This window comes from Nitrogeniibacter mangrovi (assembly GCF_010983895.1).
Taxonomy (GTDB): Bacteria; Pseudomonadota; Gammaproteobacteria; order Burkholderiales; family Rhodocyclaceae; genus Nitrogeniibacter; species Nitrogeniibacter mangrovi.
Window position 1 is genome coordinate 2,278,219 of record NZ_CP048836.1, and the last position, 24,357, is coordinate 2,302,575.

Sequence of the window (24,357 nt, forward strand, 5' to 3'; positions counted from 1 at the left end):
TCAGCGTGTCAGCAGCACGAACAGGGCCACCATCGGCAGCGTGGAAGTCAGGCTGTCGATGCGATCCAGGACACCGCCATGGCCGGGTAGCAGCTGGCTGCTGTCCTTGATGCCGGCCTGACGCTTGAGCATCGACTCGAACAGGTCGCCCACCACGCTGACCCCCGTCAGCGCCAGCAGACCCAGTACGATCCCGCCCCACGCGGCCGGGCTGAACCGGGCACCCGACCAGCTCAGCACGATCAGCCCGTAGGCCACCACCGCCATCAGCGCTCCATACACGCCTTCCCAGCTCTTTCCGGGACTGATCGACGGAGCCAGCTTGCGGCGCCCGAGCGCACGCCCACTGAAATACGCGGCGATGTCGGCGACCCAGACGATGGCCATCGCGCCGAGCAGCCACCAGGGATTGATCTGCCGTAGAAACACCATCGCGATCGCCGTGGGGAGCATCACCACCAGTCCGGTCAGTGCCGCGCGGGCGCCCTGCCCCAGCGGCCACATGCGGGCGAGCCACGCCGATCCGATGAGCCCCCAGAACAGGATCGAGACGCCGAACACGAGCAGATGGAACCCGTAGGCCGTACTTGGCGCCGCAGTGTCGACACAATAGGCCAGCACGAATGCCGCGACAGCGGTCGCGACGCCGTATCCATAGCGTACAGAGGGCTGCCAGCGGCAGAAACCCGCCCATTCCCAGGCAGCGCAGCCGGTAATGACCGCCACGAACGCCATCCAGCCAGTGGCGGAAAACAGGAAGACGGCCGAACTGAAGACCAGGAGCATTACCAGCGCAGTAATGACCCGTGTTCTAAGCATGGCCCTTGCGCGGCACGTTGGTGATGTCGGCCTCGGGGCGCAGCTGTTCGCTGGTGCGCCCGAAGCGCCGTTCGCGCCGCCCGTATGACGCGATGGCTTCGTCGAAGGCGTCGCCGTCGAAATCCGGCCACAGGGTATCGGTGAAATAAAGCTCGGTATAGGCCAGCTGCCAGAGCAGGAAATTGCTGATGCGCTGCTCGCCACCCGTGCGGATGAACAGATCCGGTTCGGGGGCATAGGCCATGGACAGATGCGGCGTGAGCGCGTCCTCGGTGATCTCGCCGACATGGCCGGACGCCATCAGCGCGTTGACGCCTTGCAGGATGTCCCAGCGTCCACCGTAATTGGCGGCGATGGTCAGTTCCAGCGTGGCGTTCCCGGCGGTCATCGCCTCGGCGTCGCGGATCATGCACACCAGGTTGTCGTCGAATCTCGACAGGTCCCCAATGACGCGAAAGCGGATCCCGTTCTCATGCAGGCGCGCGATTTCCTTCTTCAGCGAGCGCACGAACAGCTGCATGAGGAAGCTCACTTCCTCAGCGGGGCGGCGCCAGTTCTCGGAGCTGAAGGCAAACAGGGTGAGGTGGCGCACGCCACGCTCGATACAGCGCGTGATGACCGCGCGCACGGATTCGACCCCGCGCGAATGCCCCGCGACACGAGGCATGAAGCGCTTGCGTGCCCAGCGCCCGTTGCCATCCATGATGATGGCCACATGGCGTGGCACCGCCTCCCCTTCGGGAATGGCGCGGGTCGAACTGATGAAGGTCTTCTCAGCCATTGAGCTGACGAACAGACGGCGAGGCGCCGGTCAGACCTGCATCAGTTCCTGCTCCTTCTGCTCGAGGAGCTTGTCGATCTCGGCGATGAACCGATCCGTGAGCTTCTGGATCTCTTCCTGGCCACGGCGCTCATCGTCTTCGGAGATCTCCTTGTTCTTGACCGCGTCCTTGAGGCTGCTGTTGGCGTCACGGCGCTGATTGCGCACGGCCACCCGGGCGCCTTCGCCTTCCTGCTTGACCACCTTGGTCAGGTCACGGCGGCGCTCCTCGGTCAGGGCCGGCATCGGCACGCGGATCAGTTCGCCCATCGTGGCCGGGTTCAGACCCAGGTCGGAATCACGAATGGCTTTCTCCACCTTGCCCACCATGGGCTTTTCCCATGGCTGGACACCGATGGTACGGGCATCGATCAGGGTGACGTTGGCCACCTGGTTGATCGGCACCATGCTGCCGTAGTACTCGACTTCGACATGATCCAGAAGACCGGTATGTGCGCGGCCCGTACGGATCTTCGCAAGGTCGTTCTTGAGGGCCTCGAGCGACTTGTGCATCTTCGCCTCGGTCGCCTTCTTCAACTCGGGGATCATCTCGATCGTCTCCTCAGCAATAGACCAAGGTGCCTTCATCCTCGCCGGTCACGACGCGCTTGAGCGCGCCCGGCTTGAAGATGCTGAACACGTTGATCGGCAGTTTCTGGTCGCGACACAGCGCAAACGCGGTCGCGTCGAGGACCTTCAGGTCGCGGGCAATGGCCTCGTCGAAGCTGATGCGCGAAAAGCGCTCGGCACTCGAATCGAGCTTGGGATCGGCGGTGTAGATGCCGTCGACCTTGGTGGCCTTGAGCACGATCTGCGCCCCGATCTCCGCACCGCGCAGTGCCGCGGCGGTATCGGTGGTGAAGAACGGGTTGCCGGTGCCGGCGCCGAACACCACCACCCGACCTTCTTCCAGGTAGCGGATCGCCTTGCCGCGAATGTACGGCTCGACCACCTGGTCGATCCGCAGGGCCGACTGGACCCGGGCATTGAGGCCGGCCGCGCGCATCGCGTCGGCCAGGGCCATCGCGTTCATGACGGTGGCCAGCATGCCCATGTAGTCGGCGGTCGCCCGGTCCATGCCGGACGCCGCGCCCGCCATGCCCCGGAAAATGTTGCCGCCGCCGATGACCACGCCCACCTGCACACCCAGCCGGCTCACCTCGGCCACCTCGGCGACGATGCGCGAGACGACCTCCTGGTTGATGCCATACGCGTCCTCGCCCATGAGGGCTTCACCGGACAACTTGAGCAAAATACGCTGATAGGCGGCGGTCATCGGGGCGGCTCCGCGAATTACTTCTTCGCAGCAGCGGCCTGGGCGGCCACTTCGGCGGCAAAGTCGTCGACCTTCTTCTCGATGCCTTCACCGACGATGTACAGCACGAAGCTGGCCACCGACGCGCCCTTGGACTTGAGCAGGGCCTCGACGGTCTGCTTGTCGTCCTTGACGAAGGGCTGGCCCAGCAGGGTGACTTCCTTGAGGAACTTGTTCACCGTGCCCTGAACCATCTTCTCGACGATCTCGGCAGGCTTGCCCGATTCGGCCGCCTTTTCGGCCGCGATGCGGCGCTCGGTTTCGATCAGCTCGGCCGGCACTTCGTCTGCGGACAGCGCCTTGGGCTTGCTGGCCGCGATGTGCATGGCCAGATCGCGGCCCATGTCCTCGTCACCGCCGACCACATCGATCAGCACGCCGATCTTGGCGCCGCCGTGGATATAACTGGCCACCTGACCCTTGGCTTCGATGCGGGCGAAACGACGGATGGACATGTTCTCGCCGATCTTGCCGACCAGTTCGGTCCGGATCGCCTCGACGGTCTTGCCGCCGATCTCCAGCGCGGACAGCGCCGCCACGTCGGCCGGGTTGCGGGTCGCGACCAGTTCGGCCACTTTCGCGCCGAGCTCGAGAAAGTCGTCGTTCTTGGCCACGAAGTCGGTCTCGCAGTTGAGCTCGACCATCGCCGCCAGCTTGCCGTCAGCGGAGATGTAGGTGGCCACGACGCCTTCCGCGGTCACGCGGGCCGCCGCCTTGCTGGCCTTGTTGCCCAGCTTGACGCGAAGAATCTCTTCAGCCTTGGCCATGTCGCCCTCGGCCTCGGTCAGCGCCTTCTTGCACTCCATCATGGGCGCATCGGTCTTCTCGCGCAGCTCTTTGACCATGCCTGCGGTAATTGCCGCCATGATTACTCCTGAATTCTTGATTGATGACTAAAGGTGATCAGGCTTCGCCCTGCTCGGCTTCGCCGCCGACCTCTTCCTCGACCTCGACGAATTCGTCGGAACCGGCCGCGACGATCTCGTTGAGCGACTGGGTACGACCCTCGAGGACGGCATCGGCAACGCCACGGGCGTAGAGACGGATGGCGCGACTGGAGTCATCGTTACCCGGAATCACGAAATCGACGCCTTCGGGCGAATGGTTGGTATCGACCACGGCCACCAGCGGGATGCCCAGCTTCTTGGCCTCGGTCAGTGCGATCTTGTGGTAGCCGACGTCGATCACGAAGATGGCGTCCGGCAGGCCGCCCATGTCCTTGATACCGCCGATGCTCTTGGTGAGCTTCTCGATCTCGCGGGTGGTCAGCAGCGCTTCCTTCTTGGACAGCTTCTCGATGGAACCGTCCTCGACCATGGCTTCCAGTTCCTTGAGGCGCTTGATGGACTGCTTGACCGTCTTGAAGTTGGTCAGCATGCCACCGAGCCAGCGCTCATCGACATACGGCATGCCGGCGCGACGCGCTTCCTCGGCCACGATCTCGCGGGCCTGGCGCTTGGTGCCGACGAACAGGATGGTGCCCTTGTTGGCAGCCAGCTTGCGAACGTAGTCCATGGCCTCGAGGTACTTCACCATCGTCTTTTCGAGGTTGACGATGTGGATCTTGTTGCGCTGGCCGAAGATGAACGGGGCCATACGCGGATTCCAGAAACGGGTCTGGTGACCAAAATGGACGCCCGCTTCGAGCATCTGACGCATCGTGACAGTCATGTCTTTCTCCTGAAAGGGTTGAGCCTCCGCCCGGGGCGACCTGCTATATAGATAAGGTCGCAACCGCATCGAAACGACGCATGCCGCTCGGTACGGACCCTTTGTGCTCGCCTTGTCGGCCAGCGTGATCCGGGCGTGTGGATTCAAAGTCAAAAAATTGCTTAAAGCCTTGCCTCATCTGTTCGATCAGGCAAGCTCGCGATTATAGCAGCGGGACGTGACAAGCCTCAAGCGCGGCATTGCACCGCGATTGCCGTTCCGCGGCCCATGCGCTAGCCTTCAGCCTTTACGGACCCCGGCAAAACACAAAGCATCAATGAGCATTCATATCAAAACCCCCGAAGAGATCGCAGGCATGCGCGTTGCGGGCCGTCTGGCCGCCGAGGTGCTCGATTACATCACGCCCTTCGTCACACCCGGCGTCACCACCGAGGAGCTGGACAAGCTCTGCCACGACTACATGGTCGACGTGCAAGGTTGCGTGCCCGCCCCGCTCAATTACGCGCCGCCGGGGTATTCGCCCTACCCCAAGTCCATCTGCACCTCCATCAACCACCAGGTCTGCCATGGCGTACCGGCGGACAAGGCGCTGAAGAACGGGGATATCGTCAACCTCGACATCACGGTCATCAAGGACGGCTTCCACGGTGACACCAGCCGCATGTTCCAGGTCGGAAACAAGGTATCGATCCTGGCCAAGCGCCTGTGCCAGATCACCTACGAATGCATGTGGCTGGGCATCGACACGGTCAAGCCCGGCGCACGGCTCGGCGACATCGGCGCGGCGATCCAGAAGCACGCCGAGGGCAACGGTTTTTCGGTGGTGCGCGAATTCTGCGGCCACGGGATCGGGCGCAACTTCCATGAAGATCCGCAGGTGCTGCACTACGGACGTGCCGGCACCGGCCTGATCCTCGAACCCGGCATGATCTTCACCATCGAACCGATGATCAACGCCGGCAAGAGCGCCATCTCCGAATTGCCCGACGGATGGACCATCATCACCAAGGACCGGAGCCTCTCCGCCCAGTGGGAGCACACCATCCTGGTCACCGACACCGGCCACGAGGTGCTCACCGTGTCCGACGGCACGCCGCCGATCCCTGACATCATCTCCAACTGAAGCAAAGGGCGGCACGCATGCCTGACACGATTCGCCCGGCGATTTCGGCGATCCGGAATACCCTCAAGGAAAAAGAGGCCGCCCTGGCCGAGAGCTACGAGGCGCACCCGCTGACGCGCAATTATCTGCGCGGACGCACCGCGGTGGTGGACGAAGCGATCGTCCACCTGTGGACCGCCTGCGAGCTCGATGGCGAATGCGCGCTCGTCGCCACCGGCGGTTATGGCCGCGGCGAGCTGTTCCCCCATTCGGACATCGACCTGCTGATCCTGCTGCCCGACGTCCTGGGCACCGACACCGAGGCGGCGCTTACCCGCTTCGTCAGCGCCCTGTGGGACATCGGCCTGCACATCGGCCACAGCGTGCGCACGGTGGACGAATGCCTCGAAGTGGCCGCCGACGACATCACCATCCAGACCAACCTGCTCGAGACGCGGCTGCTGTTCGGTGCCGCGGTGCTGCTTGATGACCTGCGCCAGCGCTTGCAGGCCGCCCTGGACGTGGACCGTTTCTATCAGGCCAAGCAGCTGGAGCAGGATCAGCGCTACGAGCGCTACGAGCAAAGCCCCTACGCGCTCGAACCGAACTGCAAGGAGAGCCCCGGCGGCCTGCGCGATCTCCAGGTACTCGGCTGGATCAGCCGCGCAGCGGGCCTGGGCACGAGCTGGCGGGATCTTGTGCGCCATCGTCTGATCACCGCAAACGAAGCCCATGAACTGCGCTCGGCGGAACGCTTTCTCCAGCACATCCGCATTCGCCTGCACCTGCTCGTGGGACGCGCCGAAGATCGGCTGCTGTTCGATCATCAGGAAAAGCTCGCCCGCGCCTTCGGCGTGAAGGCCACCGAGGGCAAGCGCGCCTCCGAAGTGCTGATGCAGCGCTACTACCTGTCGGCCAAGAAGGTGATGCAGCTCAACGCGATCCTGATCCTGAGCTACCGGGCCGAATTCGCCTCGACCGACAAACCCGCCGCCTTCGTCATCAACGAGCACTTCCAGACCGTTCGCGATCTGCTCGACATCCGCGACGACGAGCTGTTCAGGAATCACCCCGGAGCCATGTTCGAGGCGTTCCAGATCATGCAGCAGCGCTCGGAACTGACCGGGATGACGGCACGCACCCTGCGCGCCTTGTGGATCAATCGCCGCCGCATCAACGCTGCCTTCCGTGCCAACCCGCACAACCGCCGACGTTTCATCGAACTGTTGCAGGCCAAGCGAGGCATCGTCAGTACCTTCCGGCGGATGAACCAGTATGGGCTGCTGTCGAACTACCTGCCGCCGTGGCGCAAGATCTCGTGCCAGATGCAGCACGACCTGTTCCACGTCTATACGGTCGACTCGCACACCCTCATGGTCTTGCGCAACCTGCGCCGCTTTACCATGGGCGAGCACGCCCACGAATACCCGCTGATGACCCAGCTGATGCTGGGATTCGACCAGCACTGGCTCCTCTACGTGGCCTCCCTGTTCCACGACATCGCCAAAGGGCGCGGCGGAGATCACTCCAAGCTGGGCATGGTCGATGCCCGGCGCTTCTGCGAGCAGCATGGCCTCGCGCCGGAAGCGACCGACCTGGTGGAGTGGCTGGTGGAGCATCATCTGGTCATGTCGCACGTGGCGCAGAAGGAAGACATCTCCGATCCGGCTGTGGTCCAGCGTTTCGCCGAAAGGATGGGCTCCGAGCGCCGCCTGACCGCTCTGTACCTGCTCACCCACGCCGACATCCGTGGCACCAGCCCGAAAGTGTGGAACGGCTGGAAGGCGCGCCTGCTCGAAGACCTGTTTCATGCCACCCGCCGCCTGCTGCGCGGCGCATCGCCCGAAGAGGCGCTCGGACTTGACGATCGCCGCCAGGACGCCCAGCGGCTGCTGCGCTATCACGGGCTGCGACCGGGGGTGGAGAACGCGCTGTGGCGCAAGCTCGACTCGGTCTACTTCATGCGCCATTCGTCCGAAGAGATCGCCTGGCATACCCGCCACCTCTATCACCGCCCCGAGAGCGATGCGCCGGTGGTTCGGGCGCGCCTGAGCGAGGCCGGCGAAGGCTTGCAGGTGATGGTCTTCGCGCGCGATCGGCGCGATCTGTTCATGCGTCTGTGCGGTTTCTTCGCACGCCTGGGCTACACCATCCTGGACGCCAAGATCCACACCACGCGCCACGGCTACGCACTCGACAGCTTCATGCTCCAGTACCCGGGCGAGGAAGCCCATTACCGCGAGCACATCGCGCTCATCGAGCACGAGCTGCCGATCCTGCTCGAATCCGACACGCCGGTGGAGCGTCCGCCGGAGGCGCGCCTGTCGCGTCACGTGAAGCACTTTCCGGTGCGGCCGAGCGTGCGCCTGCGCGCCGACGAGAGTGGCAAACAGTACATCCTCACCCTGGTGGCGGCCGACCGCCAGGGGCTGCTCTACGACGTTGCCAAGACGCTCGCGCAGTTCGGCGTCCAGTTGCACACCGCCAAAATTGCGACCCTCGGCGAACGGGTGGAGGATGCGTTTCTGGTCACCGGCCGCGGGCTGTCGAGCGACAGCCACGTGCTTCAGATCGAGCGTGAGCTGCTCAAGGTCCTGACGATCTGACCGAGGTGGGCCGGCGGTATCTCAGTGATCGCCGTCGGAACACAGCCCGTTGAGCAGGCCGCGCACCCGGGTCATGGCCTCGTGCAGCACCACCTCGATGCTGTCGAAGCTGATGCCCGCCTCGCTGCTCGCACGCCCGGCCGCATAGTTGGCAACCACGTTGATGGCCGCGTAAGGCAACTCCAGCTCACGGGCCAGCACCGCTTCGGGCATGCCCGTCATGCCGACCACATCGGCGCCGTCGCGCTCGAAGCGGTCGATCTCGGCCGCGGTCTCGAGGCGCGGCCCCTGGGAGGCGGCATAGACGCCCCCGTCGTACACCGCCTCGCCGATTTTCGCTGCCGCGTCGAGCAGTCGCTGACGCAGCTTCTGATCGTAGGGATGGGTGAAGTCCACATGGCGTACCGGGCTCTCGCCCCCCTCGAAGAAGGTGCATTCCCGGCCCCAGGTGTAGTCGATGATCTGGTCCGGAACGATGAGCGCACCGGGGCCGAAATCCGCTCGGATGCCCCCCACGGAGGCCACCGAGACCACGTCGGTCACCCCCACTTGCTTGAGCGCCCACAGGTTGGCCCGGTAGTTCACTCGATGCGGCGGAATCGTGTGGCCGTAACCATGGCGCGCCAGGAACACCACCTCCTGATCGCACACCATGCCGAAGGTCAGTGCGCCGGACGGCTCACCGTACGGCGTACGCACCACCTCGCGCCGCGTCACCTCGAGCGAGGCCAGTTGAGTCAAACCGCTTCCGCCAACGATGGCCAGCATGCCAAATCTCCCTCAAGGGCCGGGTCAGAACGGCGCCGATTCTAGCATGCGCCCGGTTGCCGGCCGGCGCCGGTCACCGCGCGGTCATGTTGCGATGCACGGTGCCATGGTAGAATCCGCCCCTTTTCAAATACTTCCGGCGCTTTTCATGTCCCGCTCGATCCGCAACATCGCCATCATCGCCCACGTCGACCACGGCAAGACCACGCTCGTCGACCAGCTCCTTCGCCAGTCCGGCACCTTCCGCGAGAACCAGCAGGTGGCCGAGCGCATCATGGACTCCAACGATCTGGAGAAGGAACGCGGCATCACCATCCTCTCCAAGAACTGCGCCATCCAGTACGGCGACACCCACATCAACGTGGTCGACACCCCGGGCCACGCCGACTTCGGCGGCGAGGTCGAGCGCGTGCTCTCCATGGTCGACGGCGTGCTGCTGCTGGTCGATGCGGTCGAAGGCCCGATGCCGCAGACCCGCTTCGTGACCCGCAAGGCGCTGGCCATGGGCCTCAAGCCGATCGTGGTGGTCAACAAGATCGACCGCCCGGGCTCGCGCCCCGACTGGGTGATCAACCACACCTTCGACCTGTTCGACAAACTCGGCGCCACCGAGGAACAGCTCGACTTCCCGGTCGTCTATGCCTCCGCCCTGAACGGCTTCGCCATGCTCGAGGCCGACAAACCCGGCACCGACATGAAGCCGCTGTTCGAAGCGATCCTCGAACATGTGCCGCCCCCCGACGTGGACGAGAACGCCCCGCTGCAACTGCAGATCTGCTCGCTCGACTACTCCACCTACGTGGGCCAGCTGGGCATCGGCCGCATCCGCCACGGCCGGATCAAGCCGAACCAGGAAGTGGTCGTCATGTATGGCGACGAGAACAAGGGCAAGGCCAAGATCGGTCAGGTGCTCACCTTCACCGGCCTCGAACGCAGCCAGGCCGAATCGGCCATGGCCGGCGACATCGTGCTGGTCTCCGGCATCGAGCAGATCGGCATCGGCGTCACCCTGTGCGACCCGGACCACATCGAGCCGCTCAAGCCCATCGCCGTGGACGAACCGACCCTGACCATGAACTTCATGGTCAACACTTCGCCGCTGGCCGGTCGCGAGGGCAAGTTCGTCACCAGTCGCCAGATCCGCGAGCGTCTGGAGAAGGAACTGCTCAAGAACGTGGCGCTGCGGGTCAATTACACCAGCGATTCGGAAACCTTCGAGGTCTCCGGCCGCGGCGAGCTACACCTGACCATCCTGCTCGAGAACATGCGCCGAGAGGGCTACGAACTGGCCGTGGGCCGGCCGCGCGTGGTGTTCAAGGACATCGACGGGCAGAAGTGCGAACCCTACGAGATGCTCACCGTGGACGTGGAAGAAGACCATCAGGGCAGCGTCATGGAAGAGCTCGGCCGTCGCCGTGGCGAGCTGCAGGATATGCAGCCGGACGGCAAGGGTCGGGTGCGCCTGGAATACCGCATCCCGGCCCGCGGCCTGATCGGTTTCCAGGGGGAATTCCTCACCATGACCCGCGGTACCGGCCTGGCCAGTCACGTGTTCGACGACTACGGCCCCATGGCCGGCGCCATGGCGGAGCGCCGCAACGGGGTACTCATCTCCCAGAACGACGGTGCCGCCGTGGCCTACGCGCTGTGGAACCTGCAGGATCGCGGCCGCATGTTCGTGAGCCCGGGCGAAGCCCTGTACGAAGGCATGATCATCGGCATCCACACCCGCGACAACGACCTGGTGGTCAACCCGATCAAGGGCAAGCAGCTGACCAACGTGCGTGCCTCCGGCACGGACGAGGCGGTGCGCCTGGTGCCGCCGATCAAGCTCACCCTGGAGTCGGCCATCGAGTTCATCGCCGATGACGAGGTGGTCGAGATCACGCCGCAGTCCATCCGCCTGCGCAAGCGCCTGCTCAAGGAACACGAACGCAAGCGCGCTGGCCGCGAAGGCGCGTAAGACACACGACAACGGCGCCCGCGGGCGCCGTTGTCGTGTGCTGGGCGGGTGATCGACGCCACCCGCGGCCGGCATCTATTTCTTCTTCTTCACTGCCTTGCCCGCGCGCTCGCCCAGGTAAGCGCCGAATTCCTTCTTCACCTCAGGGTGACGCAGGCCGAACTCGACCGTCGCCTTGAGATAACCGAGCTTGGAGCCGCAGTCGTAGCGCACGCCCTCGTACTGATGGGCAAGCACCGCCTCCTCCTTGAGCAGCGAGGCGATGGCGTCGGTCAGTTGCAGTTCGCCGCCCGCACCTGGTGTGAGGTTGCGCAGGTGATCGAAGATGCGCGGCGTGAGGATGTAGCGCCCCACCACGGCCTGGGTCGTCGGCGCCTGGTCCGGCTCCGGTTTTTCGACGATGCCGGTCATGCGCTGGACCGTGCCCTCCTGGTTTTCGGTACTGACGATGCCGTAGGCCTTGGTTTCCTCGCGTGGCACGTTCATGGTGCCCAGCACCGAGCACCGGTGGTAGTTGTACACGCCGACCATCTGTTTGAGCACCGGATCGCCGCCGAGGTTGTCGAGCAGATCGTCGGCCAGCATCACCGCGAACGCCTCGTCGCCGACCACCGGCGCTGCGCACAGCACCGCGTGGCCGAGACCGAGCGCCTCGGACTGGCGGATATAGATGCAGTTCACATGCGACGGCACGGTATTGCGCACCACATCCAGCAGCGCCTGCTTGCCACGCGCCTCGAGCTCGGTTTCCAGCTCGTAGGCCTTGTCGAAATGGTCCTCGATGGCCCGCTTGGTGCGGCCGGTGATGAAGATCAGATCGGTCACCCCGGCGGCCACGGCCTCTTCCACCGCGTACTGGATCAACGGCTTGTCCACGACCGGCAGCATCTCCTTGGGGCTGGCCTTGGTCGCGGGCAGGAATCGGGTCCCCATGCCGGCTACCGGAAACACCACCTTGGTCACGCTTTTCATGCTACCTCCTCAAAACAGTGCATTCTGGGCGCCGGTCTCGGGGGCGTCCCCCGACTCGGCGGACAGCAGCGCACGCAAGCCGGCTTCATCCAGAATGCTCACATTCAATTGCTGCGCTTTTTCGAGCTTGCTGCCCGCCGCTTCGCCAGCGACGACATAGTCGGTCTTCTTCGAGACCGACCCGGCCACCTTGCCGCCGGCCGCTTCGATGAGGGCCTTGGCCTCGTCCCGGGTCAGGGACGGGAGCGTGCCGGTGACCACCAGCGTCTTGCCCGCGAGCGGGCCGTCCTGGTGGCGCGCCGGTTCATGCTCGGCCCAATGGACGCCGGCCGCGCGCAATTGCTCGATCACTTCGCGGTTGTGCGGCTCGGCGAAAAACTCGTGGATGCTCTGGGCCACCACCGGCCCCACGTCCGGCACCGCCTGCAGCGCTGCCACATCGGCCGCGATGAGCGTGTCGAGCGCACCGAAGTGCCGTGCCAGATCGCGCGCGGTGGCTTCGCCCACGTTGCGGATGCCCAGCGCGTAGACGAAGCGCTGCAACGTCGTCTCGCGGCTCTTCTCGATGGCGGCGACCACGTTCGCCGCGGACTTTTCCGCCATCCGCTCCAGGCTCGCCAGCCCGAGCACCCCGAGTTTGTACAGATCGGCCGGCGTCTTGACGATGGCGTTGTCCACCAGTTGCTCCACCAGCCTGTCGCCAAGGCCCTCGATGTCCATGGCCTTGCGGCTGGCAAAATGGATCAGCGCCTGCTTGCGCTGGGCCGGGCAGAACAGGCCGCCGGAACAGCGGGTCACCGCCTCGTCCTCGCCGCGCACCGCATGGGAGCCGCAGATGGGGCAGCTCGTCGGCATGACAAATGCCGTCTCGTTTCCATCGCGCCGGTCAACGACCGGCGCCACCACCTCGGGAATCACGTCGCCGGCCCGGCGCACGATCACCCAGTCGCCGACGAGCACGCCCTTGCGCCGGATCTCGTCCTCGTTGTGCAAAGTGGCGTTGGTGACCGTGACCCCGCCCACGAACACCGGTTCGAGCCGCGCCACCGGGGTCAGCGCGCCGGTACGGCCGACCTGGATGTCGATACCGATCAGGCGGGTCATCTCTTCCTGAGCCGGATACTTGTGCGCCACCGCCCAGCGCGGTTCACGGCTGACGAAGCCCAGTTCCTCCTGCAAGCGGACGTCGTTGACCTTGTAGACCACGCCATCGATGTCGTAGGGCAGCCCGGGGCGCAGGGCCTCGATCCTTTCATGGAAGGCGATCAGGCCCTCGACGCCCTGGGAGACGCAACGATGCTCGCACACCGGGAAACCGAAGGCCGCCAGCGCGTCGAGCAGCGCAGCATGGGTGCCCGGCCGCGCCCAGCCGACCGTCTCGCCCAGCCCGTAGGCGAAGAAGCTCAGCGGGCGCTGGCGCGCGATGGCCGGATCGAGCTGGCGGATGGCGCCGGCAGCGGTGTTGCGTGGATTGACGAAGGTCTTGAGGCCAGCCTCGCGCTGCCGCGCGTTGAGTGCCTCGAAGGCGTCGCGCCGCATGTAGATCTCGCCGCGCACCTCGATCACCGGCGGCGCCTCGCCGCTCAGGCGCAGCGGGATCTGGCCGATGGTGCGCACGTTGTGGGTCACGTCCTCGCCGGTCTGGCCGTCGCCGCGGGTGGCCGCCTGCACCAGCACGCCGTCCTCGTAGCGCAGGTTGATGGCGAGACCGTCGAACTTGAGCTCGGCCGCGTATTCCACCGCCGGCGCGTCCGTCTCCAGACCCAGCGCGCGGCGCACCCGCGCGTCGAAGGCCAGAGCGCCCTGGGCGCTCTTGTCGGTCTCGGTGTTGATGGACAGCATCGGCACCCGGTGGGTGACCGGCGTCAGTTCCGGCAGCGGTGCGCCGCCCACGCGCCGGGTGGGAGAGTCCGGCGTCGCCAGAGCCGGATACGCCTGCTCCAGGGCCTGCAGCTCGGCGAACAGCCGGTCGTACTCGGCATCCGGCACCGAGGGCGTGTCGAGCACGTAATACTCGCGATTGTAGCGATCGAGCGTCTCGCGCAGCGCCTGTGCGCGCTGCGCCTTCTCCTGCGGGGCGCTCATGGGTTCAGGCGGTGAACAGGCGCATGGCCAGATCGCTGCCCGACGGCAGGCCGTAGTCACGCATCTGCCCCTGGAACTGCTCGATCTGCTGGCGGATGAGCGCCGCCGCCTCGGGCCCGAAGGCGCTGCGGTTGTCGTCCACCACCTCGGCATCGAGCGCCGCGGCGAGCTGGTTGGCCACCTGCATCATGCGGTCGAATACCCGCCCGCCCTCGGCCACGCGCGGCACATCGACGATCAGGGTCAGGCCCTGGGTCTGCATGTCGCGCAGGGTCTCGGGGGAGAACAGGGTCGGCTCCAGATTGCCGAGCACGAACTGGCTGCGGCCGTCGTCGTCTTCGGCATGGAACAGGCCGTCGGCGCGCAGGCCCATGCCCTGCGCCTCGACCAGGCCGCGCAACTTGGTGCCCGAGAACGGGGTGCCGCGACTGACGAGATTCACGCCGATCTGCACGTCCACGCTGGCGCAGAAGCGGTCGAGCTCTTCGGCCCGGCCGAGCGCGCCGGCGCGGGCCGGCGCGGTGGAGGGAATCGCCATGAACTGGTCCGCGGTCCGGCTCACGCCATCGACGAAGCGGGTGAAGTCGGCGTCGTTGATCGGGCCGCGACGATCGACCAGCTGCATGGCGGCGCAGAACCAGTGATGACGCTCGGAGCTGTGCTGGTTGATCGGCATCCAGGCGTTGGCGTTGTCGTCGAAGGCGAACCAGCCCACCGGCTTGGACAGGCCGTCCAGATGCTCGCGCTGCACCTGCCACAGCTGCCCGGCCTCGATCGGTTCGATGGATTCGATGCGCACCACGCAGTCGACCCGCTCGTCCACCTCCGGCGGCAGACTGGGCGCCTGCCGGCCCGCCTCCTCGTGAATCGGGCCCGGCGCGATTTCGGTCGGCGCGTCACCGGGAATCGGCGCGGGCGCGGGATTCGCGGATGCCGGCTCGGCTTCGGCCGCATCGCCGATGCCCGGTTCGAGCAGCACATCACGATGGTCCGACCGGAAGGTCTTCTCGGCGTGCTTCTGCGCCTTGTGCTCCTGCCACTTGTTGTAAGCGAGCACACCGACGACCGCCACCACGCCGGTCCCGATCAAACCCATCTGCAATTCACTGATCGCCATGTCTTCCTTGCTCTTGTGATCACGCGGGGGCGGCGTCCGCCATCCGCAGTGCCTCTTCCATGTCTACCTCGACCACCCGCGAGACGCCCTGCTCCTGCATCGTCACCCCCACCAGCTGCTGTGCGATCTCCATCGTGATCTTGTTGTGGCTGATGAACAGGAACTGGGTCTGCGATGACATACGCCTGACCATCTCGCAGAAGCGTCCGGTGTTGGTATCGTCCAATGGCGCGTCGACCTCGTCAAGCATACAGAAGGGCGCCGGATTGAGCTGGAACAGTGAAAACACCAGCGCAATCGCGGTGAGCGCCTTCTCGCCGCCCGACAGCAGGTGGATCGAGGCGTTCTTCTTGCCCGGCGGCTGGGCGATGATCTGGATGCCGGCGTCGAGAATCTCTTCACCGGTGAGCTCCAGCTTGGCCTGGCCACCGCCGAACAGCTGCGGGAACAGGGTCGAGAACTGGCGGCTCACGGTGTCGTAGGTCGCCTGCAGCTGTTCGCGCGTCTCCCGGTCGATGCGCCGGATCGCATCCTCGAGCGTGGAGATCGCTTCGCTGAGGTCGGCATGCTGGGCGTCCAGATAGCCCTTGCGTTCCTCCGCCTCGGTCAGTTCGTCGAGCGCGGCCAGGTTCACCGCGCCGAGCGCGGCGATCTGTCGGGCCAGCCGGCCGACGTCATGCTGCAACGTTTCCTCGCCGAGCCCCTCGAGTCGTGGCGCGAGGGTCGATTCGTCGGCCTGCGCCTCGTCGAGACGCTCCTGCTGCTGCGATTCGGCCAGCTCCGCCGCCTGCACCGCCAGGCGCAGCTCGGCGACACGTTCGCGCATCGGCGCCGCCGCCTGCTCGACCCGCAGCCGCTCCTCCTCCACCGTCTTGAGCCGTGCCGTGGCCTCGGCGAGCGCATCGCGCCGCGCCGCCAGCGCACCTTCCCGCGCCCCGCGCAAGTCCAAGGCCTCCTGCAGGGCGGCCTCGCCGGCGGCCGGGTCCACCGCCGCGAGCTCGGCTCGGCGGGCGTGCTGTTCCTCGGCCAGGCGCGCGGTCTGCTGCCCGGCCAGTGCCAGGTTGCGTTCGATGTCGTCGAGCTTGCCCTGGCACTCGCGGCAGGAGAAGGTGGCCTCCTGCACCTCGCGCGCCAGCGCCTGCACCTGCGACTGGGCCTCGCGCAGCGCCGCCTCGGTTTCGCCGCGCACCTGGCCGGCATGTTCGGCACGTTCGCGCAGCGCCTCGATGAGCGCCTCGCAGCGGCTCAGTTCGGCGCCGGCCTCGGCCAGGTGCGCCTGTTCGGTGGCTTCGTTGCGCTGCAGTTCTTCCAGATCGCCTGAAATGCGCGCCTGCTGCTCCGCCGCGCGCTCCTGCGCCTGGGTGAGCTTGAGCAACGCCAGTTGCTGGTCGTGCAGTGCGCTCTGGCGCGCCTGGTGCTCGCGGCGGGCCTCGCTCAGCAGGTGCTGACGTTCGCCCAGCTGTGCTTCGAGCGCCTCGAGCTGCGCGTGGCTGGCTTCGTGGCGTTCGGCGAGCACCTCGATCCGGGTGTCGAGTTCCTCGATCTCACGGGCCCGCTCGATGACACCCTGGGTGCGCGCGTCGCCCGCGAAATGCGCGAGGCTGTCGCGCGTGAGGCACTGCCCGGCGGCATTGACCAGACACACGCCGAGCGGCAGTTCGGCACGGCGCGGCAACCAGGGCGCCAGATCCTCGACGGCATACACGCCGGCGAGCCAGCGGGCGAGCGTCGCGCGCCATGGCGCGGCGCAGTCGACACGGTCGATCAGGGGTGTCAGCCCTTCGATGACGGGCACCGACGCGGCGCCGCCCTCGGGCCAGGCGAGCGCCAGCGTAGCCGGCGGTGGCATCTCCAGCAGCGCCGCCGCGCCGGCCGCGTCGATCGCCGTCAGTGCGGCAAGCCGCTCGCGGAGCACCGTTTCCAGCGCCGACGACCAGCCGGTGTCCACGCTCAGCACTTCCCACAGCGGCACCGCACCCGTCAGACCCTGCGTCTCGAGCCACTGGCCCAGGTCGCCCTGCTGTTGCACCTTCTGCTGCAGCTGGACGAGTGCCTGGCGCCGGGCACGCAGTTCGGTCAGCTCGCGCTGGGCGTCGCGCTCCAGTGCCACCGCGGCACGCAACTGATCCTGCAAGGCGGGGACCGCGGCCTGCGTTTCGTTGACCCGGGCCTCGAGCACCGTGAGCGCTTCTTCCAGCGCGGCCACCTGCCTCTGCTGTTCGGCCACGCGCGCCACCTCGGGGGCGCTGATGGCGCCGCCTTCACGGTCGAGCCGCTCTCGGCGCTGGGTGAGGGCCTCCAGGGCCCGGCGGGCGCTGGCGCAACGAGCCTCTTCGACCCGGGCCTGCTGTTCGGTCTGCGCCAGCTCGCGCCGCGCCGCGGCCGCGGTGGCGTCGGCGGCGCGGAAGCGGGCCTCGGCGTCGGGCACGCCGTCACCGGCGGCCTCGTGACGCGCTTCGGCCTGCGCCAGGCGCAGTTGCGCGGCTTCGAGCAGTTCGGTCCAGCGTTGCTTTTCGTTGTTCAGCTCGACCTCGCGGGCCAGCCAGTGGGCCATCTCGCCTTCGAGCTGTTCGATGCGTGCGGCCAGGCGCTGACGATTCTCGCTCAGGTGGCGCGATTCGGCCTCCAGGCGGCTCACTTCGGCGGCCGCGCCGTAGAGGTCGTTCTGGGCGCCATGCACCGCATCGGAAGCCGCCAGATGCGCCTCGCGCGCCGTCTCGATGGCGTCGGCCAGGGTGGCAAGGCGGGCACTGTCGGTGTCCAGCTGGCGGCTCGCCTCGTTGAGCGCGTCGGCGGCCTGGGCGCGGCGCGCGCGCGCCTCGTTGCGTTTGAACAGCCACAGCAGCTGCTGCTTTTCGGTGTGCTCGGCGTTCAGATCGCGATAGCGTTCGGCCACCCGCGCCTGCTTTTCGAGCCGGGCGATGCGGTCGCCCAGCTCCAGGGTGATGTCGTCGAGGCGCAGCAGGTTCTCGCGCGCGTCGGACAGGCGCCCCTCGGTCTCGCGGCGGCGCTCCCGGTACTTGGTGACGCCGGCTGCCTCTTCGAGAAAACCGCGCACCTCTTCCGGACGCGCCTCGATGATGCGCGAGATCATGCCCTGCTCGATGATGGCGTAGGCACGCGGGCCGAGACCGGTCCCGAGGAACAGGTCCACCACGTCCTTGCGCCGCACCAGCACGTTGTTGATGTAGTACGAGGAGTTGCCGGTGCGATCGAGCACCCGCTTGACCGAGATTTCCGCGTACTGGGACCACTGCCCCGCGGCGCGCCCCTCGGCGTTGTCGAACACCAGCTCCACGCTGGCCCGCGAGACCGGCTTGCGGGTGGTCGAGCCGTTGAAGATCACATCCTGCATGGAGGCGCCGCGCAGCGCCGAGGCGCGCGTCTCGCCAAGCACCCAGCGCACGGCGTCGATGATGTTCGACTTGCCGCAGCCGTTCGGCCCGACGACCCCGACCAGATCCCCCGGACAGAGCACGGTCGTCGGATCGACGAAGGTCTTGAATCCGGCAAGTTTGAGTCGGGACAGTCTCACGTGGGATGCGATCGGATGAGGATGAACACGGCCACCGGAGCGGCGCCGCCAAGCGTCCGACAGTCCGGTCCGGACCAGCCGGCTATGATAGCATCTTCGCCCGCATCCACCGCCGCACGCACCTGCAAGAAAATGTAGGTCCGCCCGGCCAGAACCGACCGAATCTGCCGCCGTGAATCCCGATCTCGACCGACTCCAGCCCTACCCCTTCGAAAAGCTCCGCGCCCTGTTCGCGGGCATCGAACCGCCGACGAATCTGCGCCCGATCCGCCTGTCGATCGGCGAGCCACGTCACCCGACGCCGCAGATCGTGATGGACGCCATGGCGGCCAACCTGGACGGCCTGGCCACCTATCCGCTCACCAGCGGTTCGGACGCCCTTCGCACCGCCATCGCCCGCTGGCTGGAGCGCCGCTACGGGCTCGAAGCGGTCGACGCCGCCACCCAGGTGCTGCCGGTCAACGGCTCGCGCGAAGCGCTGTTCGCCTTCGGCCAGTGCGTGGTGGACGGCAGCACGGCCGACCCGCTGGTGGTGTGCCCGAACCCCTTCTACCAGATCTACGAAGGCGCGGCCCTGCTCGCCGGGGCGCGCCCGCTGTTCATTAACACCGTCGAAGCGGCCGACTTCGCCTTCGACCTGGGCGCGCTGGATGCGGACACCCTGCTCAAGGTGCAGCTCGTGTACGTGTGTTCGCCGGGCAATCCCACCGGCCACGTGATGAACCAGCACGAATGGGACACCCTGTTCGCGCTCTCGGACGAATTCGGTTTCGTCATCGCCGCGGACGAGTGCTATTCGGAGATCTACTTCGACGAGACCACCCCGCCACTGGGGGCGCTGCAGGCGGCCCGCGCGGCCGGCCGGCATGACTTCCGCAATCTGGTCAGTTTTTCCAGCTTGTCGAAACGCTCCAACGTGCCCGGCCTGCGCTCCGGCTTCGTGGCCGGCGACGCGGCCATCCTGCGCCAGTTCCTGCGCTACCGCACCTACCATGGCTGCGCCATGGGCCCGACCATGCAGGCCGCCTCGATCGCGGCGTGGAACGACGAGGCCCACGTGGCCGAGAACCGCCGCCTGTATCGGGACAAGTTCGACCGCATCATCCCCATGCTGGCGCCGCATCTGGGCATCCGCAAACCGGACGCCGGATTCTATCTGTGGGCGCGCACCCCGGGCAGCGACACGGAGTTCGCCCGCGGCCTGCAGGCTGAATATAATGTGACGGTTCTGCCGGGCAGCTATCTGGCCCGGGACACCGACACCGGCAACCCCGGCGCGGGCTACGTGCGCATCGCGCTGGTGGCCACCCCCGAGGAATGCATCGAAGCGGCCGAGCGCATCGTCGCGTTCTGCCGCGCAGCGACCTGATTTTTCCATTCACGACAAAGAGACCCTGACCCATGCAAGAGCTCCAGCAAATCATCGACGACGCCTTCGAGAACCGTGCCAGCCTGTCGCCGAGCGACGCCCCGGCGTCCATCCGCGACGCGGTCGAGCAGGTCATCGCCGGCCTGGACGACGGCAGCCTGCGCGTTGCCGAGAAGAAGGATGGCCAGTGGGTGGTCAACCAGTGGATCAAGAAGGCGGTGTTGATCTCCTTCCGCCTGCGTGACAACGCCCTGATGCCCGGCGGCGCCACCAACTATTTCGACAAGGTGGCCACCAAGTTCGGCGACTACACCCCGGAGCAGTTCCAGCAGGGCGGCTTCCGCGTGGTGCCGCCGGCGACCGCACGCAAGGGCAGCTTCATCGGCAAAAACGTGGTGCTGATGCCCTCTTACGTGAACATCGGCGCCTACGTGGATGAAGGCACCATGGTCGACACCTGGGCCACCGTGGGCTCCTGCGCCCAGATCGGCAAGAACGTGCACCTGTCCGGCGGCGTGGGCATCGGCGGCGTGCTCGAGCCGGTCCAGGCCGGCCCGGTGATCATCGAGGACAACGTCTTCGTCGGCGCCCGTTCAGAAATCGTCGAAGGCGTCGTAGTTGAGGAGAACGCTGTCATTTCGATGGGCGTGTACATCGGCCAGAGCACCAAGATCTACGACCGGGAAACCGGCACCTTCAGCTACGGCCGCGTACCGGCCGGCGCCGTGGTGGTGCCGGGCAGCCTGCCCTCGGCAGATGGCAAGTACAGCCTGTATTGCGCGGTGATCGTCAAGCGAGTGGACGCCCAGACCCGTGCCAAGACCGGCATCAACGAGTTGCTGCGGGGCGCCTGATCGGACCGACGGGCCTGCGCCGCCCCGGCAGGCCCATACGAGGAACCGACGACCGTGGAATCGAAGCCCATGATCCTGGACAAGCTGTTCACCCTGATGGCCGAGAAGAAGGCCTCGGACATCTTCATCACCGCCGGCATACCGATCCACATCAAGATCGAGGGCGAGTCGCTGCCCATCAACCAGCAGTCGATGGATCCGGCCATGATCCAGCGCATGGCCTACGAGATCATGACGCCGGACCAGATCGCGCGCTTCCAGCGCGACAAGGAGATGAACCTCTCCTTCGGCCGGCGGGATCTGGGCAACTTCCGGGTCAACGTGTTCTGGCAGCGCAACAGCGTGGCCATCGTGGTGCGCTTCATCCAGGGCGACATCCCCACCCTGGCCTCCCTGTCGCTGCCGGCCGAGCTGGGCAACGTGATCATGGAAAAGCGCGGCCTGGTGCTGGTGGTGGGGGCGACCGGATCGGGCAAGTCCACCACCATGGCCTCGATGATCGATCACCGCAATCGCCATCGCAGCGGTCACATCCTCACCATCGAGGATCCGATCGAGTATCTGTTCAAGCACAAGAAGTCGATCATCAACCAGCGCGAGATCGGCATCGACACGCTCGACTGGCACCAGGCGCTCAAGAACGCCATGCGCCAGGCGCCCGACTGTATCCTGATCGGCGAGATCCGTGACAAAGAGACCATGCAAGCCGCCCTCGCCTATGCGCAGACCGGTCACCTGTGCCTGGCGACGCTGCACGCCAACAACGCCTATCACGCCCTGAACCGGATCGTGAACTTCTTCCCGCTGGAGAACCGGCCGCTGCTCTATCTCGATCTGGCGGTGGCACTCAAGTGCATCATCTCCCAGCGCCTGGTGCGCAAGCCCGACAACACCCGCATGCCGGCGGTCGAACTGCTCATGAACACCCGCCACATCGCCGAACTGATCGAGCGTGGCGAACTGACGGGCATCAAGGAGGCGATGGAGCAGTCCCTCGCGCCGGGCTCGCAGACCTTCGAACAGGATCTGTTCCGGCTCTACCGGGAGGGGACCATCCATCTGGACGAAGCGCTCGCCAACGCCGACTCGCCCACCAACCTGTCCTGGCTCATCAACAACTCCAAGCTCGGCAAGAACCCCGAGGCCGACAAGGACGCCAAGAAGAAGAAATCGGACCTCATCGACTTCGAGGAAACCCAGCCCGATGGGGCCTCGTTCAGCGAGTTCACCCTGAACCTCGACGACAACTGACACCCGACGATGCCGCAAACGCAATCCTCCACCCTGGCCCTGGCGCGCGCGCTCATCGCGCGTGAATCGGTCACGCCGGACGACGCCGGCTGCCTCGAGCTCATCGCCGAACGCCTTACGCCGCTGGGCTTCACCCTCGAGCGCATCGACCGCAACGCCACCAGCAACCTGTGGGCCTGCCGGGGCCATGGCGGCCCCATCGTCTGCTTTGCCGGTCACACCGACGTGGTCCCCACCGGCCCGCTCGAGCGCTGGCAATCCCCGCCGTTCGAGCCGAGCGAGCGCGACGGCTACCTCTACGGACGCGGCGCTGCCGACATGAAGAGTTCGCTGGCCGCCTTCGTCACCGCCATCGAAGCCTTCGTGGCGGCGCACCCCGACCATCCGGGCCGCATCGCCCTGCTGCTGACCTCCGACGAGGAGGGCGATGCCACCGACGGCACCATCGCCGTGGTCGACACCCTGGCGGCGCGCGGCGAGCGCTTGAACTACTGCATCGTCGGCGAACCCACCTCGGTCGACACCCTCGGCGACATGGTCAAGAACGGCCGCCGCGGCAGCCTCTCCGGAACACTCACGGTCAAGGGGCTGCAAGGTCACATCGCCTACCCGCACCTGGCGAAGAACCCGATCCACCTGGCCGCGCCGGCGCTGGCGGAGCTGGCGGCCACGGTCTGGGATCAGGGCAACGAATACTTCCCGCCCACGAGCTGGCAGATGTCGAACATCCACGCCGGCACCGGGGCCAACAACGTGATCCCCGGCTCGCTCGAGGTGATGTTCAACTTCCGCTTCTCCTCCGCCTGTACCGAGGACGGCCTCAAGGCCCGCGTGCACGAAGTGCTCGACCGTCACAAGCTCGACTACGCCATCGACTGGCGCCTGTCCGGCCAGCCCTATCTCACACCCCGCGGCACGCTCGTGGACGCCATCGGCGACGCCATCGACGCGACCTGCGGCCTGCGGCCCGAGATCTCCACCACCGGCGGCACCTCCGATGGCCGTTTCATCGCCCGCATCTGCGACGAGGTGGTCGAATTCGGGCCGGTCAACGCCACCATCCACAAGATCGACGAGCGCATCGCGCTGGACGCGATCGAGCCGCTCGCGGCCATCTACCGCCGCACCCTCGACAACCTGCTGCTGAACTGACCCCATGCACGAGCACGCCCCTCACGACGACGAACACGAGCACAGCGGCCCGCTGGTCGAACTGGTCACCCTGCGCGACTGGCTGCGCTACGCCATCACCCGCTTCAACCGCGGCGGCCTGTGCTTCGGTCACGGCAGCGACAACGCCTGGGACGAGGCGGTGTACCTGCTCCTGCACACCTTGGCGCTGCCACTCGACCGCCTCGAGCCCTTCCTCGACGCCTGCATCCCGATCGAGGAGCGCATCGACCTGCTCGAGGTCATCGATCGCCGCGTCAACAACCGCGAGCCGGCCGCCTACATCACCGGTGAAGCCTGGCTCGGCCCCTACCGGTTCACGGTGGACCCGCGCGTGATCATTCCACGCTCCTACTTCGCCAACCTGCTCGCCGAGGGCTTGGCGCCCTGGGTCGAGGATCCGCTCGCGATCACCCGCGCGGCCGATATCTGCACCGGCTCCGCGTGCCTGGCCATCCTCATGGCCGACGCCTTCCCCGGCGCCGCCATCGACGCGGTGGACCTGTCCGCCGAAGCCCTCGAGGTCGCGCAGGAGAACGTGGCCGACTATGGGCTCGAGGAGCAGGTCACGCTGCACGCGGGCGACACCTTCGCGCCGCTGGGCACCCACCGCTACGACCTCATCCTCAGTAATCCGCCCTATGTGACCGACGAGGCCATGGGCGCTCTGCCCGAGGAATACCGCCACGAGCCGGCCATGTCGCTGGGCGCCGGTGCCGACGGGCTGGACGTGGTCCGCAAGCTCATCGCCGGTGCGCGCTCGCACCTCAACCCGGGCGGCCTGCTCCTGGTGGAAGTCGGTCACAACCGCGACCTGGTCGAAGCCGCCTTCCCCACCCTGCCGTTCACCTGGATCGCCGACGGCGACGCCGAAGACAAGATCTTCCTGCTGCATGCCGAGGAGCTGCCGTGACCACGGCCCGCGTCCGGCTGCACCCGC

19 protein-coding genes are annotated in these 24,357 nt (G+C 66.4%); 8 read left to right on the forward strand and 11 right to left on the reverse strand.

What is annotated here, in order from left to right; translation table 11 throughout:
* The 6 genes from G3580_RS10450 to rpsB are packed head-to-tail and all read right to left on the reverse strand — an operon-like array spanning position 1 to position 4,625.
* Positions 1-819 (reverse strand): phosphatidate cytidylyltransferase, encoded by an 819-nt coding sequence (locus G3580_RS10450; protein WP_173765286.1) that lies wholly within the window; start codon positions 817-819, stop codon positions 1-3.
* Complete coding sequence (gene uppS / locus G3580_RS10455; RefSeq protein WP_173765288.1) at positions 812-1,600, reverse strand: polyprenyl diphosphate synthase; 789 nt, start codon at positions 1,598-1,600, stop codon at positions 812-814. Before uppS ends, G3580_RS10450 begins: the two co-directional genes overlap by 8 nt.
* Before the next feature lie 30 nt (positions 1,601-1,630).
* A complete protein-coding gene (gene frr, locus G3580_RS10460) occupies positions 1,631-2,188 on the reverse strand; it encodes a ribosome recycling factor (protein ID WP_173765290.1) in 558 nt (185 codons plus the stop codon).
* Positions 2,189-2,201: 13 nt separating this feature from the next.
* Positions 2,202-2,915, reverse strand: coding sequence for a UMP kinase (pyrH, locus tag G3580_RS10465; protein WP_173765292.1), 714 nt, complete (start codon positions 2,913-2,915; stop codon positions 2,202-2,204).
* Between the two features lie 17 nt (positions 2,916-2,932).
* On the reverse strand, positions 2,933-3,820 hold the full coding sequence (gene tsf / locus G3580_RS10470) for a translation elongation factor Ts (RefSeq protein WP_173765294.1): 888 nt from the start codon (positions 3,818-3,820) through the stop codon (positions 2,933-2,935).
* 37 nt (positions 3,821-3,857) lie between these two features.
* Entirely contained in the window at positions 3,858-4,625 is a 768-nt protein-coding gene (gene rpsB, locus G3580_RS10475; RefSeq protein WP_173765296.1) for a 30S ribosomal protein S2, read from the reverse strand.
* A 316-nt stretch (positions 4,626-4,941) separates the two neighbouring features.
* Between rpsB and map the strand changes: the two genes are divergently transcribed.
* Both map and G3580_RS10485 read left to right on the forward strand, forming a co-directional pair.
* Positions 4,942-5,748 (forward strand): type I methionyl aminopeptidase, encoded by an 807-nt coding sequence (gene map, locus G3580_RS10480; protein WP_173765298.1) that lies wholly within the window; start codon positions 4,942-4,944, stop codon positions 5,746-5,748.
* Between the two features lie 17 nt (positions 5,749-5,765).
* A complete protein-coding gene (locus G3580_RS10485) occupies positions 5,766-8,333 on the forward strand; it encodes a [protein-PII] uridylyltransferase (protein ID WP_173765300.1) in 2,568 nt (855 codons plus the stop codon).
* 21 nt (positions 8,334-8,354) lie between these two features.
* On the opposite strand, the gene G3580_RS10490 is transcribed toward G3580_RS10485, so the two are convergent.
* Positions 8,355-9,101 carry an S-methyl-5'-thioinosine phosphorylase gene (locus G3580_RS10490; protein WP_173765302.1) on the reverse strand — a complete coding sequence of 249 codons (747 nt, stop codon included), beginning with the start codon at positions 9,099-9,101 and terminating at the stop codon, positions 8,355-8,357.
* 148 nt (positions 9,102-9,249) lie between these two features.
* On the opposite strand from G3580_RS10490, the gene typA reads away from it, so the two are divergent.
* Positions 9,250-11,064: a translational GTPase TypA gene (gene typA, locus G3580_RS10495; protein WP_173765304.1), complete on the forward strand. Its 1,815-nt coding sequence runs from the start codon at positions 9,250-9,252 to the stop codon at positions 11,062-11,064.
* A 75-nt stretch (positions 11,065-11,139) separates the two neighbouring features.
* On the opposite strand, the gene galU is transcribed toward typA, so the two are convergent.
* The 4 genes from galU to smc are packed head-to-tail and all read right to left on the reverse strand — an operon-like array spanning position 11,140 to position 18,773.
* Positions 11,140-12,036 (reverse strand): UTP--glucose-1-phosphate uridylyltransferase GalU, encoded by an 897-nt coding sequence (galU, locus tag G3580_RS10500; RefSeq protein WP_173765306.1) that lies wholly within the window; start codon positions 12,034-12,036, stop codon positions 11,140-11,142.
* Positions 12,037-12,045: 9 nt separating this feature from the next.
* Positions 12,046-14,121, reverse strand: a complete 2,076-nt coding sequence (gene ligA / locus G3580_RS10505) for an NAD-dependent DNA ligase LigA (RefSeq protein ID WP_173765308.1) — start codon at positions 14,119-14,121, stop codon at positions 12,046-12,048.
* Between the two features lie 4 nt (positions 14,122-14,125).
* Complete coding sequence (locus G3580_RS10510; RefSeq protein WP_173765310.1) at positions 14,126-15,238, reverse strand: cell division protein ZipA C-terminal FtsZ-binding domain-containing protein; 1,113 nt, start codon at positions 15,236-15,238, stop codon at positions 14,126-14,128.
* A gap of 19 nt (positions 15,239-15,257) precedes the next feature.
* Positions 15,258-18,773 (reverse strand): chromosome segregation protein SMC, encoded by a 3,516-nt coding sequence (smc, locus tag G3580_RS10515; protein WP_173765312.1) that lies wholly within the window; start codon positions 18,771-18,773, stop codon positions 15,258-15,260.
* A gap of 172 nt (positions 18,774-18,945) precedes the next feature.
* Here smc and dapC point away from each other — a divergent pair, with 172 nt between their 5' ends.
* From dapC to prmB, 5 genes are all read left to right on the forward strand, one after another.
* Positions 18,946-20,142, forward strand: coding sequence for a succinyldiaminopimelate transaminase (gene dapC, locus G3580_RS10520; protein ID WP_173765314.1), 1,197 nt, complete (start codon positions 18,946-18,948; stop codon positions 20,140-20,142).
* A 32-nt stretch (positions 20,143-20,174) separates the two neighbouring features.
* Entirely contained in the window at positions 20,175-20,996 is an 822-nt protein-coding gene (gene dapD / locus G3580_RS10525; protein WP_173765316.1) for a 2,3,4,5-tetrahydropyridine-2,6-dicarboxylate N-succinyltransferase, read from the forward strand.
* 69 nt (positions 20,997-21,065) lie between these two features.
* Positions 21,066-22,247 carry a PilT/PilU family type 4a pilus ATPase gene (locus G3580_RS10530; RefSeq protein WP_173768766.1) on the forward strand — a complete coding sequence of 394 codons (1,182 nt, stop codon included), beginning with the start codon at positions 21,066-21,068 and terminating at the stop codon, positions 22,245-22,247.
* A 9-nt stretch (positions 22,248-22,256) separates the two neighbouring features.
* Positions 22,257-23,399, forward strand: coding sequence for a succinyl-diaminopimelate desuccinylase (dapE, locus tag G3580_RS10535; protein ID WP_173765318.1), 1,143 nt, complete (start codon positions 22,257-22,259; stop codon positions 23,397-23,399).
* Positions 23,400-23,403: 4 nt separating this feature from the next.
* Positions 23,404-24,330 (forward strand): 50S ribosomal protein L3 N(5)-glutamine methyltransferase, encoded by a 927-nt coding sequence (prmB, locus tag G3580_RS10540; RefSeq protein ID WP_173765320.1) that lies wholly within the window; start codon positions 23,404-23,406, stop codon positions 24,328-24,330.
* Positions 24,331-24,357: the final 27 nt, after the last annotated feature.